This is a genomic window from Terribacillus jepli, from assembly GCF_047228925.1.
Taxonomy (GTDB): domain Bacteria; phylum Bacillota; class Bacilli; order Bacillales; family Amphibacillaceae; genus Terribacillus.
In genome coordinates this window covers 35,637-51,463 of the sequence record NZ_JBFEGH010000013.1, presented here as the reverse complement: position 1 = coordinate 51,463, position 15,827 = coordinate 35,637, and the positions used below count along the sequence as shown (strand labels likewise).

Sequence of the window (15,827 nt, the reverse complement as noted above, 5' to 3'; positions counted from 1 at the left end):
ACGAGTCAACCCCTTAGTTAGCTTTCACTCTGAACAGAGGTTGTCCATATTCAACAAGCTCTCCGTTTTCCACAAGCACTTCGACGATTTCACCAGATACATCCGCAGTGATTTCATTGAATAATTTCATCGCTTCCACGATGCAAACGACCGTGTCTTTTTCTACTCGATCGCCTACTTTGACGAATACATCGGAATCTGGATTCGGTTTGCTATAGAACGTTCCGACCATAAGTGAAGTGATTTCATGATCGTAATTCTTTGCAGTAGCTTCTGGAGCTTGTGCTGCCGGTTCCGGCTGTGCTGCAGCTGCTGGGGCTTGCGGAGCGCTTGCTGCCGGCTGGATAGGTGCTGGGGCAGCTGCCACTTGTACAATCTCATTCTTTTTGCGAAGGGAGACTTTTTCCCCTTCTGTTTCATAATCGAATTCATCTATCGAAGATTGGTCAATTAAGGTAATAAGTTCTTTCAATTCTTCTAATTTAAGCATATTGGCACTCCTTTACAATGGTCCTGCATGATGATTCATACATGGTTATCCCTAACATATTTTACGCAAATGCAATAAAAATCGCAACACCTAACGATTCAGCAAGGCATCAACTAGAGGAAGCATGCTGTTTTTTCTCGTTTTGAAGTGCTGCATAAAAGCCTTTTTTCCTCATGAGTTCTAGATGGTTTCCCTGTTCCATTATTTCACCATCCTGCAGCACAAAAATTTTATCAGCCTGCTCGATTGTATTGAGGCGATGCGCCACTACGATACTCGTGCGTCCCCTCATCAATGCCTGCATCGCTTGCTGTATCCTATGTTCCGTTATCGTATCGATACTGGAAGTAGCTTCATCCAGCAAGAGGATGTCCGGATCCCGCAGCAGCGCTTTGGCGATTGAAAGCAGCTGACGCTGGCCGTGGCTGAGTCCACCGCCATCCTGACCGATCAAAGTCCCGTATCCGTCCGGCAGCCGGGTGATGAACCGATGGGCATTGGCCGCTTTGGCAGCCTCGAATACTTGTTGATCCGTGGCATCCAATCTGCCATAACGGATATTTTCCATAATTGTTCCCCTGAACAGGAAATCCTGCTGTAAGACAACCCCGATCCGATTTCGGTAGCTGTCTGAATCGAGCTCGGAAAGCGGCTTTCCATCTATCGTGATCTGACCGTCATCTGGCTGATAGAATCCAGCAATCAGATTCATGACCGTTGTTTTACCGGAACCGGTAGGACCGACAAAAGCCGCTGTTTGTCCTGATGGGACAGAGAAGCTGATGTCCTTCAAAGCAGGTTCTTCCTCATAAGCAAATGTCACATTATCAAAGTGAATCTCTCCTTGAAGTTGTGATACTGTTTGTTTCGCCATCTTTTCGTGTTCTTCCTGCTCATCAAGGATTCCAAAAACTCTTTCTGCCCCGGCAAGTGCCGAGAACAATGAATTGAATTGGTTTGCCAAATCGTTAAGCGGACGTGTGAACTGCCTCGAGTACTCCAGGAAGATAACGATCGTTCCGACTGTAATACCAGCCCAGCCATATCCAATCAAAAGCGCACCGACACCGGCAATGACAGCAAAGCTGATGTTATTCAGCATATTCATCCACTTCGGAATGAATCCGGAGAATGTTTGAGCCCAAAACCCAGCTTGCTGCAGCTGTTTTGTCTTGTCACGGAACGTATCGACCACTTTGCTTTCCTGGGCATAGGCTTTAATGACAGCTTGACCGGAAATGCTCTCCTCTGCAAAACCGTTTACGCTGCTGACAGCTTGCTGCTGTATCCGGAAGGCGTGACGAGTACGGTTGGTGATCCATTTGATCCCGGTGAACATGACCGGCACCACAAGCAGCGTAATGACCGTCAGTATCGGACTCAGCATCAGCATGACTGCCAGTATGCCGATGAATGTGATGATACTGGAGACGATCTGGACCATGGACGTGTTCAGCGTCGTCGAAATATTATCGACATCATTGGTCATCCGACTCATCAGTTCCCCATGCTGCCGTTTATCGAAGAAGGCAAGCTTCAATTTTTGCAGATGCATGAACAGATCCTTCCTGATAGCGTACACTGCTGTCTGGGAAATCGTGATCATCCAAAACCCCTGCAAAAATGTCATCACGGCAACAGCTGTATAAATGAGCAGCAGCCAGCCCAGCTGCCTTAGCAAATATCCTGCCGTAAAATCCCCACTGACAAAACGGTCAACGATATGACCAAGAATGACAGGACCGATCAACGCCAGTACAGAACTGACAACTATCATACCAAGTGTGCTGAAAAGCAGCCTTTTTTCCAGAAGCATATAACGCCAGATTCTTAGAAGTGTCTCTGTTGGATTATCAACTTTAGCTTTTTGTTTGCGGGAACCGGTCGAATATACCGGCCGTTTGTAACGGAATGCTGCGGATAGCTTTTTCATGATGTAGCCTCCCTTTGCTGCTGCGAAGCTTGGATTGCACGGAATAACATTGATTGTTCCAAGAGTTCTTCCGCTGTACCATACGCTGTTCGTTTTCCATCTTCCACAATCAGGATCCGATTGCATTGCATGGCTGTGCTAAGCTTTTGTGTCACCAGCACTGTCGTACACTCATATTTCTTGAGAGCATCCAATAGTTTGCGTTCTGTCTGCAAATCCAGTGCACTCGTGCTATCATCCATCAGCAATAACGAGGGTTCCATCAGCAAAGCTCTTGCGATTGTCAGTCGCTGCTTCTGTCCTCCGGAGAGGTTGATCCCATTCTGGCCTAGTCTTGTATCAAACTTGTCTGGCAGCTTGGCAATCGTATCGTAAATCTGCGCATCCTTTGCAGCCCGGATAATGGCTTCCTCAGTGGCATCAGGGACTCCCCAAGAAATATTTTCCCGAATCGTCCCGGAAAACAACTGTACCTCCTGGGAAACGAAACCGATTTGTTTTCTGAAAGATTTATCATCCAAATCCGGTAGCGGTATGCCATCTGCCATCACCTGTCCGTGATCCGGTTCATACAATCCAATCATGAGATGTAACAAAGTCGATTTTCCGGAGCCTGTTTCACCCAGTACGGCGATCCGTTCGCCAGGTTTGATTTGAAGAGTGAAATCTTCAATAACCGGCACCTTGCCATTAGGATATCGGTAAGTCACATGATCCATGGCTATACCACCGCGAAAAATCCCAGAAGTCCCCTGTTCCTCATCCGCCAAACCATCCAATGCGAGGACATCGCTGATCCGTTCACCGGACGCTTTAGCCCTGGCATAAAAAGTTATCAGCATACCAACGACACTCAATGCCCCTGTGATCCTGGTGGCATAGTTCACGATTGCTACTATATCCCCGACATTCGTTTGCTGCTGGACCCCGCCAACATAAAGAATGGCCAGAATGGCGATATTCATCACCAAAGTGAGCAGCGGTACCGACAGCTCCGTATATCGGAATGCCCGAAGCATATTTTGCCGCAGTTCATTGCTCGTATTTTCAAATCGCTTCCGTTCGTGCTCTTCCCTGACGAAAATCCTGATCAAACGCAGTCCTACAAGGTTTTCCCGCATCACATGATTCACCTTGTCCACACTCCGCTGCACAATACCGAAATAACGGATGCTTCGCTTCATGATGAAGCGGAGGACAAACAAAAGAATCGGGATGACAACCAGCAAAATAAGTGCTATTTTCGCGTTGACGACGAAAGCCATGATTGTTCCTCCGATGATCAGGAAAGGGGCTCTGATCATGAACCGGAAGAACATGACAAGTGTCAGCTGTATCTGGTTGACGTCATTTGTAAGCCGAGTTAGAAGCGTGCTCGTGCCAAAACGCTGGATATCCTGCAATTCTGCCTGCTGCAGCCGCTCAAACATGTGATCGCGCAGCTCTTTTCCGACACTCTGCCCCAAGTGGTCGGCAAAAAATATGTTGATGATACCAGCTCCGAAGCCGATTATCGCAATAGCCACCATACCCAGCCCAAGCCCCATCACGAGTCCATTATCGCCGGTTGCGATCCCGTCATCAATCAGCATTTGTAAAAGGAATGGCTGTACCAGTTCCACGGAAAGTTCCATCAGGATAAAAATCAAAGAAGTGACGATAATAAGCCAATAAGGTTTAAGATAACTGAATACTGTCTTCACTGCTTGCGCCTTCTCCCTGCATATGTATAGCCTGCTGCTAATCATAGCCTAGCATACCACCACTTGAAACAAAATCGTACTAAACACCCCTCCATAAAGAAAAAGAGTTCGGGAAATAACTGTGCTTAAATTCGAACACTACTTCCTGAGCACCGCTTCAGCGGAACACTCCGCTAGTACAAAAAACCCGAACTTACGCGCATCTTTGTTTCAAGATTCACGTCATAGTTCGGGTTTTCATTTAGCTGAAGCACTTTTGTTCCAGCCTCTGATCCTTTATTTCTGCGGAATGTATTTGACATCGACATTGGCACCGGCAAATTCATCGGCAGCCATCTGCATGATGCTGTTTGCTTCTTGTGCTGTCATTTTATCTGTTTTCACTGTTATTTGCACATGTCCTTCTTCAGCCCGGACGAGCACTTCATCATAGCCTTTCTCTGCAATGATTGATTCTTCCAGGATGGACTCCTTTGATGCGAATTGTTCCATCAGTTCAATTTGATTGACTGCTTCATTTTTTTCTTCTGTGCTCGTTGATGAGCTTGCAACAATCTCTTCAAGTCTGGTTTTTGCTTCGCTGCGCTGATCCATCGTCTGCATCCGAATGCTGGCAAATAGTTCATCAACATCAGCTGGTTCAGTCGTCACGTCTGCTTCCCCCTCTTCATCGGAACCAGAGTCACCGGACTCTCCTGAGTCTTTCGAGTCACCAGCAGTCGTGCTTGTCCCATTTTCATCTGCATTATCGTTGATGAAAGCTAGTTCATCCCCGTTCGGAGAAGTCATATAATAGACACTCAATACGATCAGCAAGCTCAGCATCGTCAATAGCCACACTGTTTGTTTTTTCAACATCCCAATTCCCCCTCAATTTTTCGGCATGACCGAAATTCGATGTGTCGGTACGTCGAGCACTCGTGATACTGCTTCCACAACCCATTCCCGTACAGTTGCTTGATCGGCACCTTTGGCAACGATAAGCACTCCCCTCACTTCTGGCTTTCTCGTTTCCACCAGCAGCGGAACTTCTTGGTCACCTTGTCTGACAAGCACGACCTGCTGTTCCTCGTTTTCGTCTTCCACGACACGTTCACCGCCGTTTTGATCTGTTTCTTCGGATGTTTGCTGGCCGATGATCAAGTTTTTTTCATAGATTTTCTGATGCGTGCTGTTGAGATTGACCATCACTTCCACTTCTGAAACGCCTTTGATCTTTTCCAGCAGCCCGACTAAGTCTTGTTCATATGCCGCTTCCAGATCAGCTGATGAAGCAGAAGTGTCACTTTCCTTTTTGGCAAAAGTTTCTTCTGTTTTCCCAGTCACAGTATCCTGCTTTTGCTGAGGTGTTTGTCCACCCGGCTCTGCCTGTTCTGTGAATAAGCCGCTTATGAGCAAAAGCAAAGCACCGAGCAATCCGACGATGACCAAATATCCAAGCTTCGTCGGTTTCTTATTCTGGGAATCTTTCAGTTTCCATTGTTCGGAAAGCTTGTCTAGTAACTTTTTCATCCTGTCCCCCCTTTTTGGGTGACCTCAAGCGGCAGATCCTCGAGCTCCCAGATGTCAGCCAGATGGGATTTCACTTTCTCCAAGTCCTCAGTTTGTTCGGTTGCTTCAAGCGGACGGGAACTGTCGATGACCACGTCGCGAATATCTCCTTCTGGTAAGTCCTGCTCGGTCGTCTGCACCGTTACATGGATGGATTCGATTGCTTCGGCCGTTTCCTCATCCTCTCCCTCCTTAAAGGCGACTGCGATGTCCGTGATTTGCATATGAAAATTCTCTTGCAGCGTTGGATTTGCTTGGTCCTTTAATTGGACAGCCATCTGTTCCTCAATATATGCACGCTGCACCGAATCTATTTCACTTTTCTTCTGTTCTATCGAATTTTCCATGGAGGGGGCATCCGTCAAAGCAGCAAAACCTGCCATCGCTTCCTGTACTGCCCGGCTTGAGTCGACTTGGAATAAGGCAAAGACCGGTTTCAGGAATAACAGCAAAAGCATCAGCCCCATGACCAATTTGACATATTTGCGCATGTCAGTGTCCGGCAGCACCATATCCAGAACAAAAGCAAGGAGGATGAACAAAATGATCTGCATCACCCAGGATTGCAATGTTTCCAAGTGATCAGCTCCTATCTCAGCATTAATGTGACATTGCTCGTAGCGACAATGATGACGATGGCGATGAAAAACATGAATGCGACAACGAGCAAGCAAGCGAAGATATACAGGATGTACTTACTCATCACTTGCATGGATTTAATGATCGGTCCGTCCCCCAGCGGCTGCAGCAGGGCGGCGGCTATCTTATAAATAAGCGCAATGGCAAGGATCTTGATTGCCGGGAACAAGGCGATGGCCAAGACGATCAGCACCCCGACAATTCCGATGGCGTTCTTTAAAAGGAGTGAAGCACTCAATACCGTATCCGTGGCATCGGTGAACATACGGCCAATCACCGGTATGAAGTTGCCGGTGATGAATTTGGCGGTTTTCATCGCCACTCCATCTTGAACGGCTGTGACAGCCCCTTGAACCGAGATGACGCCGAGAAAAACAGAAAAGAAAATACCCAAAAGCCAAAGTGCGACATTTTTCAGTAAATCAGCGAGCTGGGTGACGGGATATTCTTTGTTGATCGTACTGACTAGATGTAAGAGAGCACTCATGAGGAATAATGGGATGATTACTTTGGAGATCAATAAGCCGCTGGCATGGATGAGGAATACGATGATCGGATGAAAAAAAGCGACAGCCGAAAGACTTCCGAATGATGCCATCAGCCCGAGCAAGAGCGGAATCAATGCGAGCATGAAATCACTCATTCCATTGATGGCTTCCATTGTATAGCTCACCGATAAACGGAAACTATTCAAAAGAAGTGTCAGCAGGACCATACAGACGATCAAATAAGCCACTTTGCTGATGGAGCCTTTATTGAAAGCGGTTTGGATCGTTTGCAGGATACTGCTGAACAGCGTTAGAAGAATTAAAATACCAAGCAGCTTACCGTTGAGCAGCAGTTCATACAGCAAATATTCGAAAAGTCCCTTCAGCCATGATTCAATGGAAATATCTCCTTGCTGTTGGATAAACTCAAGTAGTGAGCCTTTTTCCAGTTCCGGGATATATTGACCGTATTTATCAGACAGCAGCTCCCAGTATCCACTGAGCTCTTCTGTCGGCAAGCTTTCAAAGGCTGTGACTGCTGTTTCCTCCTCTACTGTCTGATTCGTCTCTCCAAAGGCTGCTGACGGATATACAAGTAAGATGCATAATGCGAAAAGAATGACCAAGCAGCGTTTCAACGTATCCAGCTCCTTATCCGCCCGGCATAAAACTGATTATTGTTTCGATGACTGCTGTCAGAATCGGGATGGCCACCGTAATGATGATGATTTTCCCGGCAAGTTCTATCTTGGCGGCAATGGCCGACAAGCCGGCATCCCGGGTCAGATGTGCCCCGAATTCCGTGATGTAAGCAATGCCGATGATTTTCAATATCGTTTTGATATAAAGTCCTTCTACATTTGCCCTTTCACCCAGCTGCTCGATCAAGAGGAGGATACCAGCGATTTTCTGCAGGATGAACAAGAAAATGATGATACCCGTCACCACGACAACAAAGAATGCGATGGAAGAATTCTGTTCCTTTACAATCAAGGCAAGCAAACTTGCCACAATACCAATGGATACGATTATGATGATATCCATCTTTATCGCCTCATCCCTGGAATAAAAACACCGACTTGATCTGCTGGAACAACTCCGATAATTTGCCCAAGACAATGAGCAGTACAAGGATGAATCCCATCAGTGTCGTAAATTGCGCAATCTCTTCCTTCCCCATTTGCTTCAGTACTGTATGAATGATGGCAACGATCATCCCGATACCTGCAATTTGAAATAGAATCATTGCTTCTGAGAGCATAGCGGACTCCTTTCCTACTCCGTTCAGATAAGCAGCAGCACGATCAGCAATCCCGTCAGGAAGCCAAGGTTGCGGATCATTTTTCCATATCGCTGGTTTGCTTCTTCCGATTCCTCCAGCTCGCGTTCCAAATGGGTTCTGGCTAACTGGATATGTTTTTGCTGCTGCTCAAAATCATGTTGGCCGAGCGTACGGCCGAATTGCAGCCAGATATCCTTCTCAGCAGGTTTCAAAGCTGTATTGCCTATCCAATTTTCGGTTGTCTCTTCCCAGCAGTCATACAGTCCTGCCGGGTGCAGCTGCAGCTTATCCGAAAGCGACCGAAAAAAACCAGCTGCAGGCTGTGGGATTTGCTTGGCAAGGTTATCGCTTGTTTCGATGATGCTTGTCTGACTGTATAGGATTTCTGCCTCCATCACTTGCAGACTGCTGATCAGCTGACGAATTTGTTTCGGACGCTGCTGCAGTCTTCGGGATAAATCAAAACCTGCCCAAGTCGCTGCAATCAGCACAAGGATCGCTCCTATCAGCTTCATGCGTTGGCACCTGCCAGCCTGGATGTATCAAGCAGGGCTTGTACCACTCCAGGTGAATTGCCTTTGTTCAAAATTACGATGCGTTCGAACACTTTATGTTGAAACAGCGGACGCAGCGATGGTCTGTGACGGATGGAATCAAAGCTATCACCATGGACACTGCATACAATCTTCACGCCTGCATGCAATGCTTCCAATAATGCTTGCACGTCCCGCCCGCTCCCGATTTCATCTGCCACAATCACATCTGGGGACATCGACCGTATCAGCATCATCAATCCATCAGCTTTCGGACACGCGTCCATGATATCTGTTCTTCTTCCCAAGTCATGCTGCGGAATACCATTGATACTGCCTCCAATTTCCGACCGTTCGTCAACGACTGCTGTCTTCAACGCCGGATATTGCTGCCAGCCGGTGGAAAGGCATCGGACTATATCCCGCAGAATGGTCGTTTTCCCGGACTTGGGCGGACCTATGATAAGTGTATGACGGCAGGAACCATCGAAATTGTACAAAGACGGCATAATTTGTTTGGCTGCACCCGGTTTTGCCTTTGCGATTCTTATGTTGAAAGATGATATATGCTTAAGTGCTTTGACCATACCGCCTTCTGTATTCACTTGGCCGCTCAGTCCGATACGGTGCCCTCCAGCAATCGTGATATACCCTTCCCGCAATTCATTTTCAAGTGCATATAAAGAGAAATCACTCAGTTGATTCAGCATGAAACGTGCATCATCCGCCGTTATGAACGATGTTTCAATCCACTCGGTCGTATCATCGAAGCATAATTCAAGCTGTTGATTCGTCCGGCATCGTATTTCCTGCAGCTTCTCCCATCGATCCCCGATTTTTTCCGACAACATTGCTTGTACAGGCGTTCGAAACAAGTTTTGGATCTCCTTCATTGTTGTTCACCTCTGGCTTCGATTGGACATGTTGTCCATACTGTAATGTATGTGCCTCTGACTTGTTTATGCACAAAAAAGAGCCTCTCCCCAAGGTTGGGAAGAGGCTCTTTAAGCTGCCTTACGCACGTGATACGTATTTGCCATCGGATGTGCTGATGATCAGTACATCGCCTTCATTGATGAAGAATGGGACTTGTACGCTCAAACCTGTTTCAACGATAGCCGGCTTCGTACCACCGCTTGCTGTATCACCTTTGATACCAGGTTCTGTCTCTACAACTTTCAATTCCACGTTGTTCGGCAGATCCACACCAAGTGTTTCGCCGCCAAATGTCATCACGCTGATTTCCATATTTTCTTTCAGGAATTTAAGTTCATATTCGATCTGTGCTGTTTGAAGCTCCAGCTGTTCGAAAGACTCATTATCCATGAAAGTATGCGTATCACCAGCAGAATAAAGATACTGCATTTTTTTGTGTTCGATATGCGCACGGGAAACCTTTTCTCCTGCACGGAATGTTTTCTCCTGGATGTTACCATTGCGCAGGTTACGCAGTTTGGAACGGACAAATGCCGCACCTTTTCCAGGTTTTACGTGCTGGAAATCAATTACCTGCCATAGGCCATTATCTACTTCGATTGTAAGGCCCGTACGAAAATCGTTAACTGAAATCATTGTTTTCCTCCTTCGAAAAACGGCTGTTACAAAGTAATTAAATCTTTAGTGGAGAACGTCAGACGCTCACTGCCATCAGCTGTCAGCACAAGATCATCCTCGATGCGGCATCCGCCTACTTCCGGTATGTAGATCCCCGGCTCTACCGTCACAACCATTCCTGGCTTTAATACCGTGTCGGAGCGGAAGGATAGAGCTGGCGATTCGTGTACATCCATACCGAGTCCATGACCGGTAGAATGTCCGAAATACTGGCCATAGCCTTTTTCGGTGATATAGTCTCGTGTGAGCGCATCGGCTTCCTTACCAGTGATACCCGGTTTCACGCCCGCTACTCCTCGAAGATTCGCCTCTAGTACTATATCATAAATCTCGCGTAATTTGTCACTTATCTCACCTACTGCGAAAGTTCGGGTGATATCGGAGCAATATCCATTGTAAAGGGCACCGTAATCAAGTGTGACCAATTCGCCCTTTTGGATTTGTTTTTCGGATGCCACGCCATGCGGCAAAGCGGAACGGTAGCCGGAGGCGACGATCGTATCGAAGCTGGACTGTGTTGCGCCTTGTTTGCGCATGAAGAACTCCAGTTCATTGGAAACCTCGATTTCCTTCATACCTGGCTTAACGAAAGTCAGTATATGTGTATAGGCTGCATCGGCAATTTCTGCAGCAGTTTTCATGATGCGAAGCTCTGCCTCTGATTTGATCAGACGCAATTCCTCGATCAATCCGGAAGCCGGGATGAGATCTGCTTTGATAGCGTCCTGGAACTGCTGATACAGCGCGAAAGTGACATCTTCATGCTCAAATCCTACCTGCTGTGCACCTTCTTTCAACAGTTGGGCACAAGCTTCCTGTACGATGGACTGCTTATGCTCAATGATTTCAAAATCAGGCGCTTGGTCTGCTGCCTGTTCGATATAGCGAAAATCTGTAATGAAAAGCTGTTTGGATTTTGTGATGACAAGCAGTCCCGCACTTCCGGTAAAGCCTGATATGTATCGGCGGTTCTGCCCGCTTGTCACGATAAGTGCATCCAGATTCTTTTTTTCCATCAAAGCACGTAATTTCTCGAGTTTCTCCATCTGTTTCTTCCTCTCCCCTTATTTCTCCAGCAGTGCCATAGCTGCATATCGGTAGCCTTTGATGCCCAGACCGACGATTTGCGCCTTGCACACGGATGCCAGCATCGAATGATGCCTGAACTCCTCGCGGGTATGGATATTGGAAATGTGTACTTCCACCACCGGTATCGGGATACTGGCAATCGCATCCCTGATCGCAATGCTCGTATGCGTATAAGCAGCAGCATTCAGGATGATCCCACTGCATGTGCGACCCGCTTCCTGGATCTTATCCACCATCGCTCCTTCGTGATTCGACTGAAAATCTTCCAGTTCACAACCAAAACCATCTGTCACCTTCTTGACTTCAGCCACCACATCAGACAGCGTGTGACTTCCATAAATGCCAGGTTCCCTCGTGCCGAGTAAGTTCAAATTTGGTCCATTGATTAACATTAAGCGATTCACTTTCTTCATCCTTTGGTTACAAGATTTTAACTTTCACATAGTGTAACATAAGACGAAGATTTTGTGATTGAAAATTCGAAATGCTTAACCCTTCTCTTGGTAAGCCTCACTTTGCTGGTATTCAAAGCTGATACTGTATCCGATAAATACAGCATAAAGCAAATACAGGCACATTGTCGTAATATTTGCATTCCGATCTGCTTGAAAAGCACTATCCACACCATGGATGAGCGGGGCGAGCAAAAGCTGGACAAGGACCCAAAGCACCGCGCCGAAGATCAAGCTTGGCATAATTCCTTCCTGCTGCTTCAAAAATAAGAAATAAAGAAAAGCAATGAGAATCGAAAGAAGCCCGACTAGGATTATACTGATCAGTTCGGCCACCCAGGTATCGGCCCATGGCATCCATACCCATGAGCGCAGGACGAAATCCGCCACCGATAAATCGGTGAAATGAAAAAAGTAGGCTAACCAGGCAATTGCTGACCAGAGCACGCCCCCGACGAATCCGGTCAAGACGGCACTTCTATTAAAACGTGATGCTGTTTTCCGATTTTGCTGCATATTCCTCACCTCATTACGTAGCATGCCTTGAATATGCAATTTTAATCATAGCTCCCATCTAGTGTTCTCTGTCTTTTTTTAGTAAAATAGAAGGAAATCGATACGAGGCTGGTGAAATTATGTCAGATAAACAAACCAATACCTATGGCGGGCAAGCCGTCGTTGAAGGTGTCATGTTTGCGGGAAAAAACAGCTTCGTTACTGCCGTTCGCAGAAATGACGACAGCATTGATTACTTAACCGTCGAGCGGAAAGATAACCCGAAACTATCCAAATTGAAAAAGATACCTATATTGCGGGGGCTCGCAGCCATCATACAGGCCAGCGCCAATGGCACGAAGCACTTGAATTTTTCTTCAGAGCGTTACGGTGTCAATCCCGAAGACGATGAAGAGATTGTACCTGAAGAGAAGAAATCCAAATTGGCAATGATCATCGGAATCGGCGCAGTCGGTGTTCTTTCTTTCATTTTCGGGAAACTGATTTTCACACTTACACCTGCATTAGTCGCTGATTTCTTCGACAAATGGCTGCCTTCCCGCTTTGAACAAGTTGCACTGGAAGGGTTCCTGAAGCTGATTCTGCTTCTTGCATACGTTTATCTTGTGTCATTGACACCAATAATTAAACGGGTATTCCAATATCATGGCGCCGAACATAAGGTGATCAACTGTTACGAGAATGGGTTGCCGCTCACCGTTGAGAATGTACAAAAACAATCTCGTCTTCATTATCGATGCGGATCAAGCTTCTTGCTGTTCACTGTCATAGTAGGTGTGATTGTATATATGTTCGTTGCAACAGACCCGCTATGGTGGCGCATGGTAAACCGGATCCTGCTTCTGCCGCTTGTCATCGGGCTATCGTTCGAGGTACTCCAGCTCACGAATAAGGTTCGGAATATTCCTGTCCTTCGCTTCCTCGGGTATCCAGGTTTGTGGCTCCAGCTGATTACGACAAAAGAGCCAAAGGATGACCAAGTGGAAGTTGCGCTCGCTTCTTTCAAAAAAGTGCTGGAAAATGATTCTGTACAGGTGAATAGTGGTATAAAGATAGTAAGATAACGAAACCATGCCTCCACAAAGGCATGGAAAGGAGGAAAATGGGTTGCGTAGATCTGGGTCTTCCATCATCGTTTTTGTTTTGATTGGGCTTGCTGCCATCGGGGTCGTCATGCAGCTCGTGACGAGTCCAGGAGCATTTTTCCAGAATGTGCTTGTTTGGGTTGGAGGTGCCGTTCTTTTCGGAGCGCTGCTCTATTTCATTCTTACACGCCTGCGCGGTCGTGCAACAGCTGGCGGCAGCGGCAGCAACGATATGCAGAAATATAAAAAAGCAGTGAAGCAGTCAAAGCAAAAATATAAGCAGCCAAAAGCCCGCCCTGTCAATAAACCTGCAAAATCAGCTACAAGCATGAAAAAAGCATCCGCTGCCAAAAGAAAGCGATCTATCAAAGATAGGTCTCGTGGTCCCCAGCTCCGTGTCATCGAAGGTAACAAACAAAAACGGAAAAAGTCGAGCATCTGATGCCCGACTTTTTTTTATGGCCAGCGTTTCAGGAACCGCTCCGCCTTGTCCCTGCCGACTGTTATCAGCTTTTCCTTTTCAACAGCAGAGATATTGAAATCTGCCATTCCGATACCCTCAACCGGAATGAAGATGATATCCTTTGCAGTATCCTGATTGATATGTCGCATATCATGTGCTATCTTCATCGTCTTGAAAAGCGCATAAAACAAATCAAAGGATTGATGGACTTTCTGTACAGGAATTTTTTGTACAGCTTCACTCAGCTTCATTCCTAAAATCGGACGTCTCAAGAGCCTTTCTTCACCTTCCAAAGTCCAAAGCGGAAAGTTGCTGAGCAGTCCCCCATCCAGCAGCAAACTCCGTTTTCGATTCCTGTATACTAGTCTGGCCGGCATGAAAATATATGGAATACCTGCACTCATCCGGATGGCACGTGCCACCGGAAAACTTCCGCCATCGATCCCATAAGTCTCAGCCAGATCATCCGGGAAAACGATCAATTGGCCGAGCGTTACATCGGCTGCAATCACTTTCAGCGTTTTTGGCTTCAGATCTTGAAAAGTGTATACCTGCTTTTTCGCCAATGCTTCGTATAACCATCTTTCCAAGGCATTCCCTTTGTATAAACCCATCTTAAAATAAAGCGTCAGCCAGTTGGCAAATGGGATGAACTTCGTCAGCTTGATAGGATCTGTAAATTTACTGATATCGGTTTCCTGCAGCAAAGCTTCCATCTCTTTCCCGTCGTAACCAGCTGCCAGCAAACCTGCAACAATCGCACCAGCAGAAGTACCCGCTACGTTCTCAAACGCATATTTCTCCTTCTCAACAGCCTGAATGGCACCGATGAAAGCGAAGGCCTTCACCCCTCCACCTGAGAAAACGCCGTCTATTTTCATAAGCACGCTCCATGATGACTTTTTACTATACCTAATCAAGGAGCTGTTCTTTTAGAACAAAAAAACCATCCGAATTGGATGGCTGGGGTTAAGACTTTTGGTCTTGCCGAATTTTGATCAGTGCTTCTTGGCGTTCTTTGTCTTCCTGGAAAAATTGAACAAGATTACCGATCCGTTCAATGGAATTCCAGCTCAAGTGATGCTCGATCCCTTCTACATCGTGGTAGATATTCCCTTCCTCGACACCGATGATCCGCAGGAAATCTTCCAATAGTTCATGCCGGTATACTAACCGTTTGCCGACCTGCTCCCCTTTATCGGTCAAAATCAAACCTCGATATTTTTCATACTTCAAATATTCATCTTTATCCAGCTTCTGCACCATTTTTGTGACAGAGGAAGGATGGACTTGCAGATTCTCTGCTATATCCGATACACGAGCGTATCCTTTTTGCTCCATTAATATGTAAATTTGTTCGATATAGTCCTCCATACTGGGTGTAGGCATAATACTCCTCCATTCAAACCACTGCGGCTTCTACATCTTTACATGATACACCTTTTCCATCGGACAAACAAGCCAACAAAGTTGAAGAAGGTCAAAAGTGTTACACTTATTTGAACGACTGTAAAAATTCTTTGAAAATGAGGACTTGATTGCTATAATATAAGCTGGAGTATCAGCAGATGGGGGAAATGACATGGAAGCAGTACTGGTTATCGGCATTGCACTCGTTGTATTCATTCTTTACAGTGTAATCCGTTATTTTATTCAGAAGAAACATTTAAAAACTCTTACAGAGGAAGAATTCAAAGCTGGCTATCGTAAAGCGCAGCTGATCGATGTTCGCGAGCCGAAGGAGTTCGACGGAGGACATATCCTGGGGGCCCGCAATATCCCGCTGACACAGCTTCGCTACCGTATGGCAGAGATCCGAAAGGACAAGCCTGTTTACTTGTATGATCAAAATGGTACACGTACCGTACGAGCTGCAGCTATGCTGCATAAAAAAGGATGCCAGGATCTTAACCAGCTTAAAGGCGGCTTCAAGGCCTGGAGCGGTAAAATCAAACGTAAAGGCGACTGAAAAAGAGCTTTGCACGTAAT

The 15,827-nt window shown here is 46.4% G+C and carries 20 protein-coding genes; 3 read left to right on the top strand and 17 right to left on the bottom strand.

Features of this window, described 5'->3' with window-relative positions:
- Positions 1-13 precede the first annotated feature (13 nt).
- The 15 genes from accB to AB1K91_RS14490 all read right to left on the bottom strand — a co-directional run bounded on the left by accB (position 14) and on the right by AB1K91_RS14490 (position 12,290).
- Positions 14-490 (bottom strand): acetyl-CoA carboxylase biotin carboxyl carrier protein, encoded by a 477-nt coding sequence (accB, locus tag AB1K91_RS14560; protein ID WP_413090781.1) that lies wholly within the window; start codon positions 488-490, stop codon positions 14-16.
- Between the two features lie 109 nt (positions 491-599).
- A complete protein-coding gene (locus AB1K91_RS14555; protein ID WP_413090909.1) occupies positions 600-2,426 on the bottom strand; it encodes an ABC transporter ATP-binding protein in 1,827 nt (608 codons plus the stop codon).
- Positions 2,420-4,126: an ABC transporter ATP-binding protein gene (locus AB1K91_RS14550; RefSeq protein WP_413090779.1), complete on the bottom strand. Its 1,707-nt coding sequence runs from the start codon at positions 4,124-4,126 to the stop codon at positions 2,420-2,422. Before AB1K91_RS14550 ends, AB1K91_RS14555 begins: the two co-directional genes overlap by 7 nt.
- Positions 4,127-4,402: 276 nt before the next feature.
- Entirely contained in the window at positions 4,403-4,984 is a 582-nt protein-coding gene (locus AB1K91_RS14545) for a SpoIIIAH-like family protein (protein ID WP_413090777.1), read from the bottom strand.
- Positions 4,985-4,996: 12 nt separating this feature from the next.
- Positions 4,997-5,638: a stage III sporulation protein AG gene (gene spoIIIAG / locus AB1K91_RS14540; RefSeq protein WP_413090775.1), complete on the bottom strand. Its 642-nt coding sequence runs from the start codon at positions 5,636-5,638 to the stop codon at positions 4,997-4,999.
- Complete coding sequence (spoIIIAF, locus tag AB1K91_RS14535) at positions 5,635-6,255, bottom strand: stage III sporulation protein AF (protein ID WP_413090773.1); 621 nt, start codon at positions 6,253-6,255, stop codon at positions 5,635-5,637. Before spoIIIAF ends, spoIIIAG begins: the two co-directional genes overlap by 4 nt.
- An 11-nt stretch (positions 6,256-6,266) precedes the next feature.
- A complete protein-coding gene (gene spoIIIAE, locus AB1K91_RS14530; protein WP_413090771.1) occupies positions 6,267-7,442 on the bottom strand; it encodes a stage III sporulation protein AE in 1,176 nt (391 codons plus the stop codon).
- A gap of 13 nt (positions 7,443-7,455) precedes the next feature.
- Entirely contained in the window at positions 7,456-7,848 is a 393-nt protein-coding gene (gene spoIIIAD, locus AB1K91_RS14525; RefSeq protein WP_093728497.1) for a stage III sporulation protein AD, read from the bottom strand.
- 10 nt (positions 7,849-7,858) lie between these two features.
- Positions 7,859-8,065, bottom strand: coding sequence for a stage III sporulation protein AC (gene spoIIIAC, locus AB1K91_RS14520; protein WP_093728496.1), 207 nt, complete (start codon positions 8,063-8,065; stop codon positions 7,859-7,861).
- A gap of 23 nt (positions 8,066-8,088) precedes the next feature.
- Positions 8,089-8,601 (bottom strand): stage III sporulation protein SpoIIIAB, encoded by a 513-nt coding sequence (gene spoIIIAB / locus AB1K91_RS14515; RefSeq protein WP_413090769.1) that lies wholly within the window; start codon positions 8,599-8,601, stop codon positions 8,089-8,091.
- Positions 8,598-9,512: a stage III sporulation protein AA gene (gene spoIIIAA, locus AB1K91_RS14510; RefSeq protein WP_413090767.1), complete on the bottom strand. Its 915-nt coding sequence runs from the start codon at positions 9,510-9,512 to the stop codon at positions 8,598-8,600. Before spoIIIAA ends, spoIIIAB begins: the two co-directional genes overlap by 4 nt.
- A 121-nt stretch (positions 9,513-9,633) precedes the next feature.
- Positions 9,634-10,191: an elongation factor P gene (gene efp / locus AB1K91_RS14505; RefSeq protein WP_093728493.1), complete on the bottom strand. Its 558-nt coding sequence runs from the start codon at positions 10,189-10,191 to the stop codon at positions 9,634-9,636.
- 26 nt (positions 10,192-10,217) lie between these two features.
- Positions 10,218-11,279, bottom strand: a complete 1,062-nt coding sequence (locus AB1K91_RS14500; RefSeq protein WP_413090765.1) for a M24 family metallopeptidase — start codon at positions 11,277-11,279, stop codon at positions 10,218-10,220.
- Positions 11,280-11,297: 18 nt separating this feature from the next.
- Positions 11,298-11,726 carry a type II 3-dehydroquinate dehydratase gene (aroQ, locus tag AB1K91_RS14495; RefSeq protein ID WP_413090763.1) on the bottom strand — a complete coding sequence of 143 codons (429 nt, stop codon included), beginning with the start codon at positions 11,724-11,726 and terminating at the stop codon, positions 11,298-11,300.
- An 84-nt stretch (positions 11,727-11,810) separates the two neighbouring features.
- A complete protein-coding gene (locus AB1K91_RS14490) occupies positions 11,811-12,290 on the bottom strand; it encodes a YqhR family membrane protein (RefSeq protein ID WP_413090761.1) in 480 nt (159 codons plus the stop codon).
- A 119-nt stretch (positions 12,291-12,409) separates the two neighbouring features.
- Between AB1K91_RS14490 and AB1K91_RS14485 the strand changes: the two genes are divergently transcribed.
- Both AB1K91_RS14485 and AB1K91_RS14480 read left to right on the top strand, forming a co-directional pair.
- The gene (locus AB1K91_RS14485; RefSeq protein WP_413090759.1) at positions 12,410-13,354 is read left to right on the top strand and encodes a DUF1385 domain-containing protein; all 945 of its coding nucleotides are present in this window, start codon (positions 12,410-12,412) and stop codon (positions 13,352-13,354) included.
- Positions 13,355-13,397: 43 nt separating this feature from the next.
- Positions 13,398-13,817, top strand: a complete 420-nt coding sequence (locus AB1K91_RS14480; RefSeq protein ID WP_413090757.1) for an SA1362 family protein — start codon at positions 13,398-13,400, stop codon at positions 13,815-13,817.
- A gap of 14 nt (positions 13,818-13,831) precedes the next feature.
- Here the strand turns inward: AB1K91_RS14480 and AB1K91_RS14475 are convergent, their stop codons facing one another.
- Positions 13,832-14,719 (bottom strand): patatin-like phospholipase family protein, encoded by an 888-nt coding sequence (locus tag AB1K91_RS14475; RefSeq protein ID WP_413090755.1) that lies wholly within the window; start codon positions 14,717-14,719, stop codon positions 13,832-13,834.
- 88 nt (positions 14,720-14,807) lie between these two features.
- Positions 14,808-15,227, bottom strand: a complete 420-nt coding sequence (gene mntR / locus AB1K91_RS14470) for a transcriptional regulator MntR (protein WP_413090753.1) — start codon at positions 15,225-15,227, stop codon at positions 14,808-14,810.
- A gap of 193 nt (positions 15,228-15,420) precedes the next feature.
- On the opposite strand from mntR, the gene AB1K91_RS14465 reads away from it, so the two are divergent.
- Positions 15,421-15,807 (top strand): rhodanese-like domain-containing protein, encoded by a 387-nt coding sequence (locus AB1K91_RS14465; protein WP_093728485.1) that lies wholly within the window; start codon positions 15,421-15,423, stop codon positions 15,805-15,807.
- Positions 15,808-15,827: the final 20 nt, after the last annotated feature.

Coding starts and splice junctions, on each gene's coding strand:
- AB1K91_RS14490 (WP_413090761.1), bottom strand. CDS start 12,290: ATGCAGCAAAATCGGAAAACAGCATCACGTTTTAATAGAAGTGCCGTC.
- mntR (WP_413090753.1), bottom strand. CDS start 15,227: ATGCCTACACCCAGTATGGAGGACTATATCGAACAAATTTACATATTA.
- AB1K91_RS14545 (WP_413090777.1), bottom strand. CDS start 4,984: ATGTTGAAAAAACAAACAGTGTGGCTATTGACGATGCTGAGCTTGCTG.
- spoIIIAA (WP_413090767.1), bottom strand. CDS start 9,512: ATGAAGGAGATCCAAAACTTGTTTCGAACGCCTGTACAAGCAATGTTG.
- spoIIIAG (WP_413090775.1), bottom strand. CDS start 5,638: ATGAAAAAGTTACTAGACAAGCTTTCCGAACAATGGAAACTGAAAGAT.
- AB1K91_RS14475 (WP_413090755.1), bottom strand. CDS start 14,719: ATGAAAATAGACGGCGTTTTCTCAGGTGGAGGGGTGAAGGCCTTCGCT.
- spoIIIAB (WP_413090769.1), bottom strand. CDS start 8,601: ATGAAGCTGATAGGAGCGATCCTTGTGCTGATTGCAGCGACTTGGGCA.
- AB1K91_RS14500 (WP_413090765.1), bottom strand. CDS start 11,279: ATGGAGAAACTCGAGAAATTACGTGCTTTGATGGAAAAAAAGAATCTG.
- efp (WP_093728493.1), bottom strand. CDS start 10,191: ATGATTTCAGTTAACGATTTTCGTACGGGCCTTACAATCGAAGTAGAT.
- AB1K91_RS14485 (WP_413090759.1), top strand. CDS start 12,410: ATGTCAGATAAACAAACCAATACCTATGGCGGGCAAGCCGTCGTTGAA.
- accB (WP_413090781.1), bottom strand. CDS start 490: ATGCTTAAATTAGAAGAATTGAAAGAACTTATTACCTTAATTGACCAA.
- AB1K91_RS14465 (WP_093728485.1), top strand. CDS start 15,421: ATGGAAGCAGTACTGGTTATCGGCATTGCACTCGTTGTATTCATTCTT.
- spoIIIAC (WP_093728496.1), bottom strand. CDS start 8,065: ATGCTCTCAGAAGCAATGATTCTATTTCAAATTGCAGGTATCGGGATG.
- spoIIIAD (WP_093728497.1), bottom strand. CDS start 7,848: ATGGATATCATCATAATCGTATCCATTGGTATTGTGGCAAGTTTGCTT.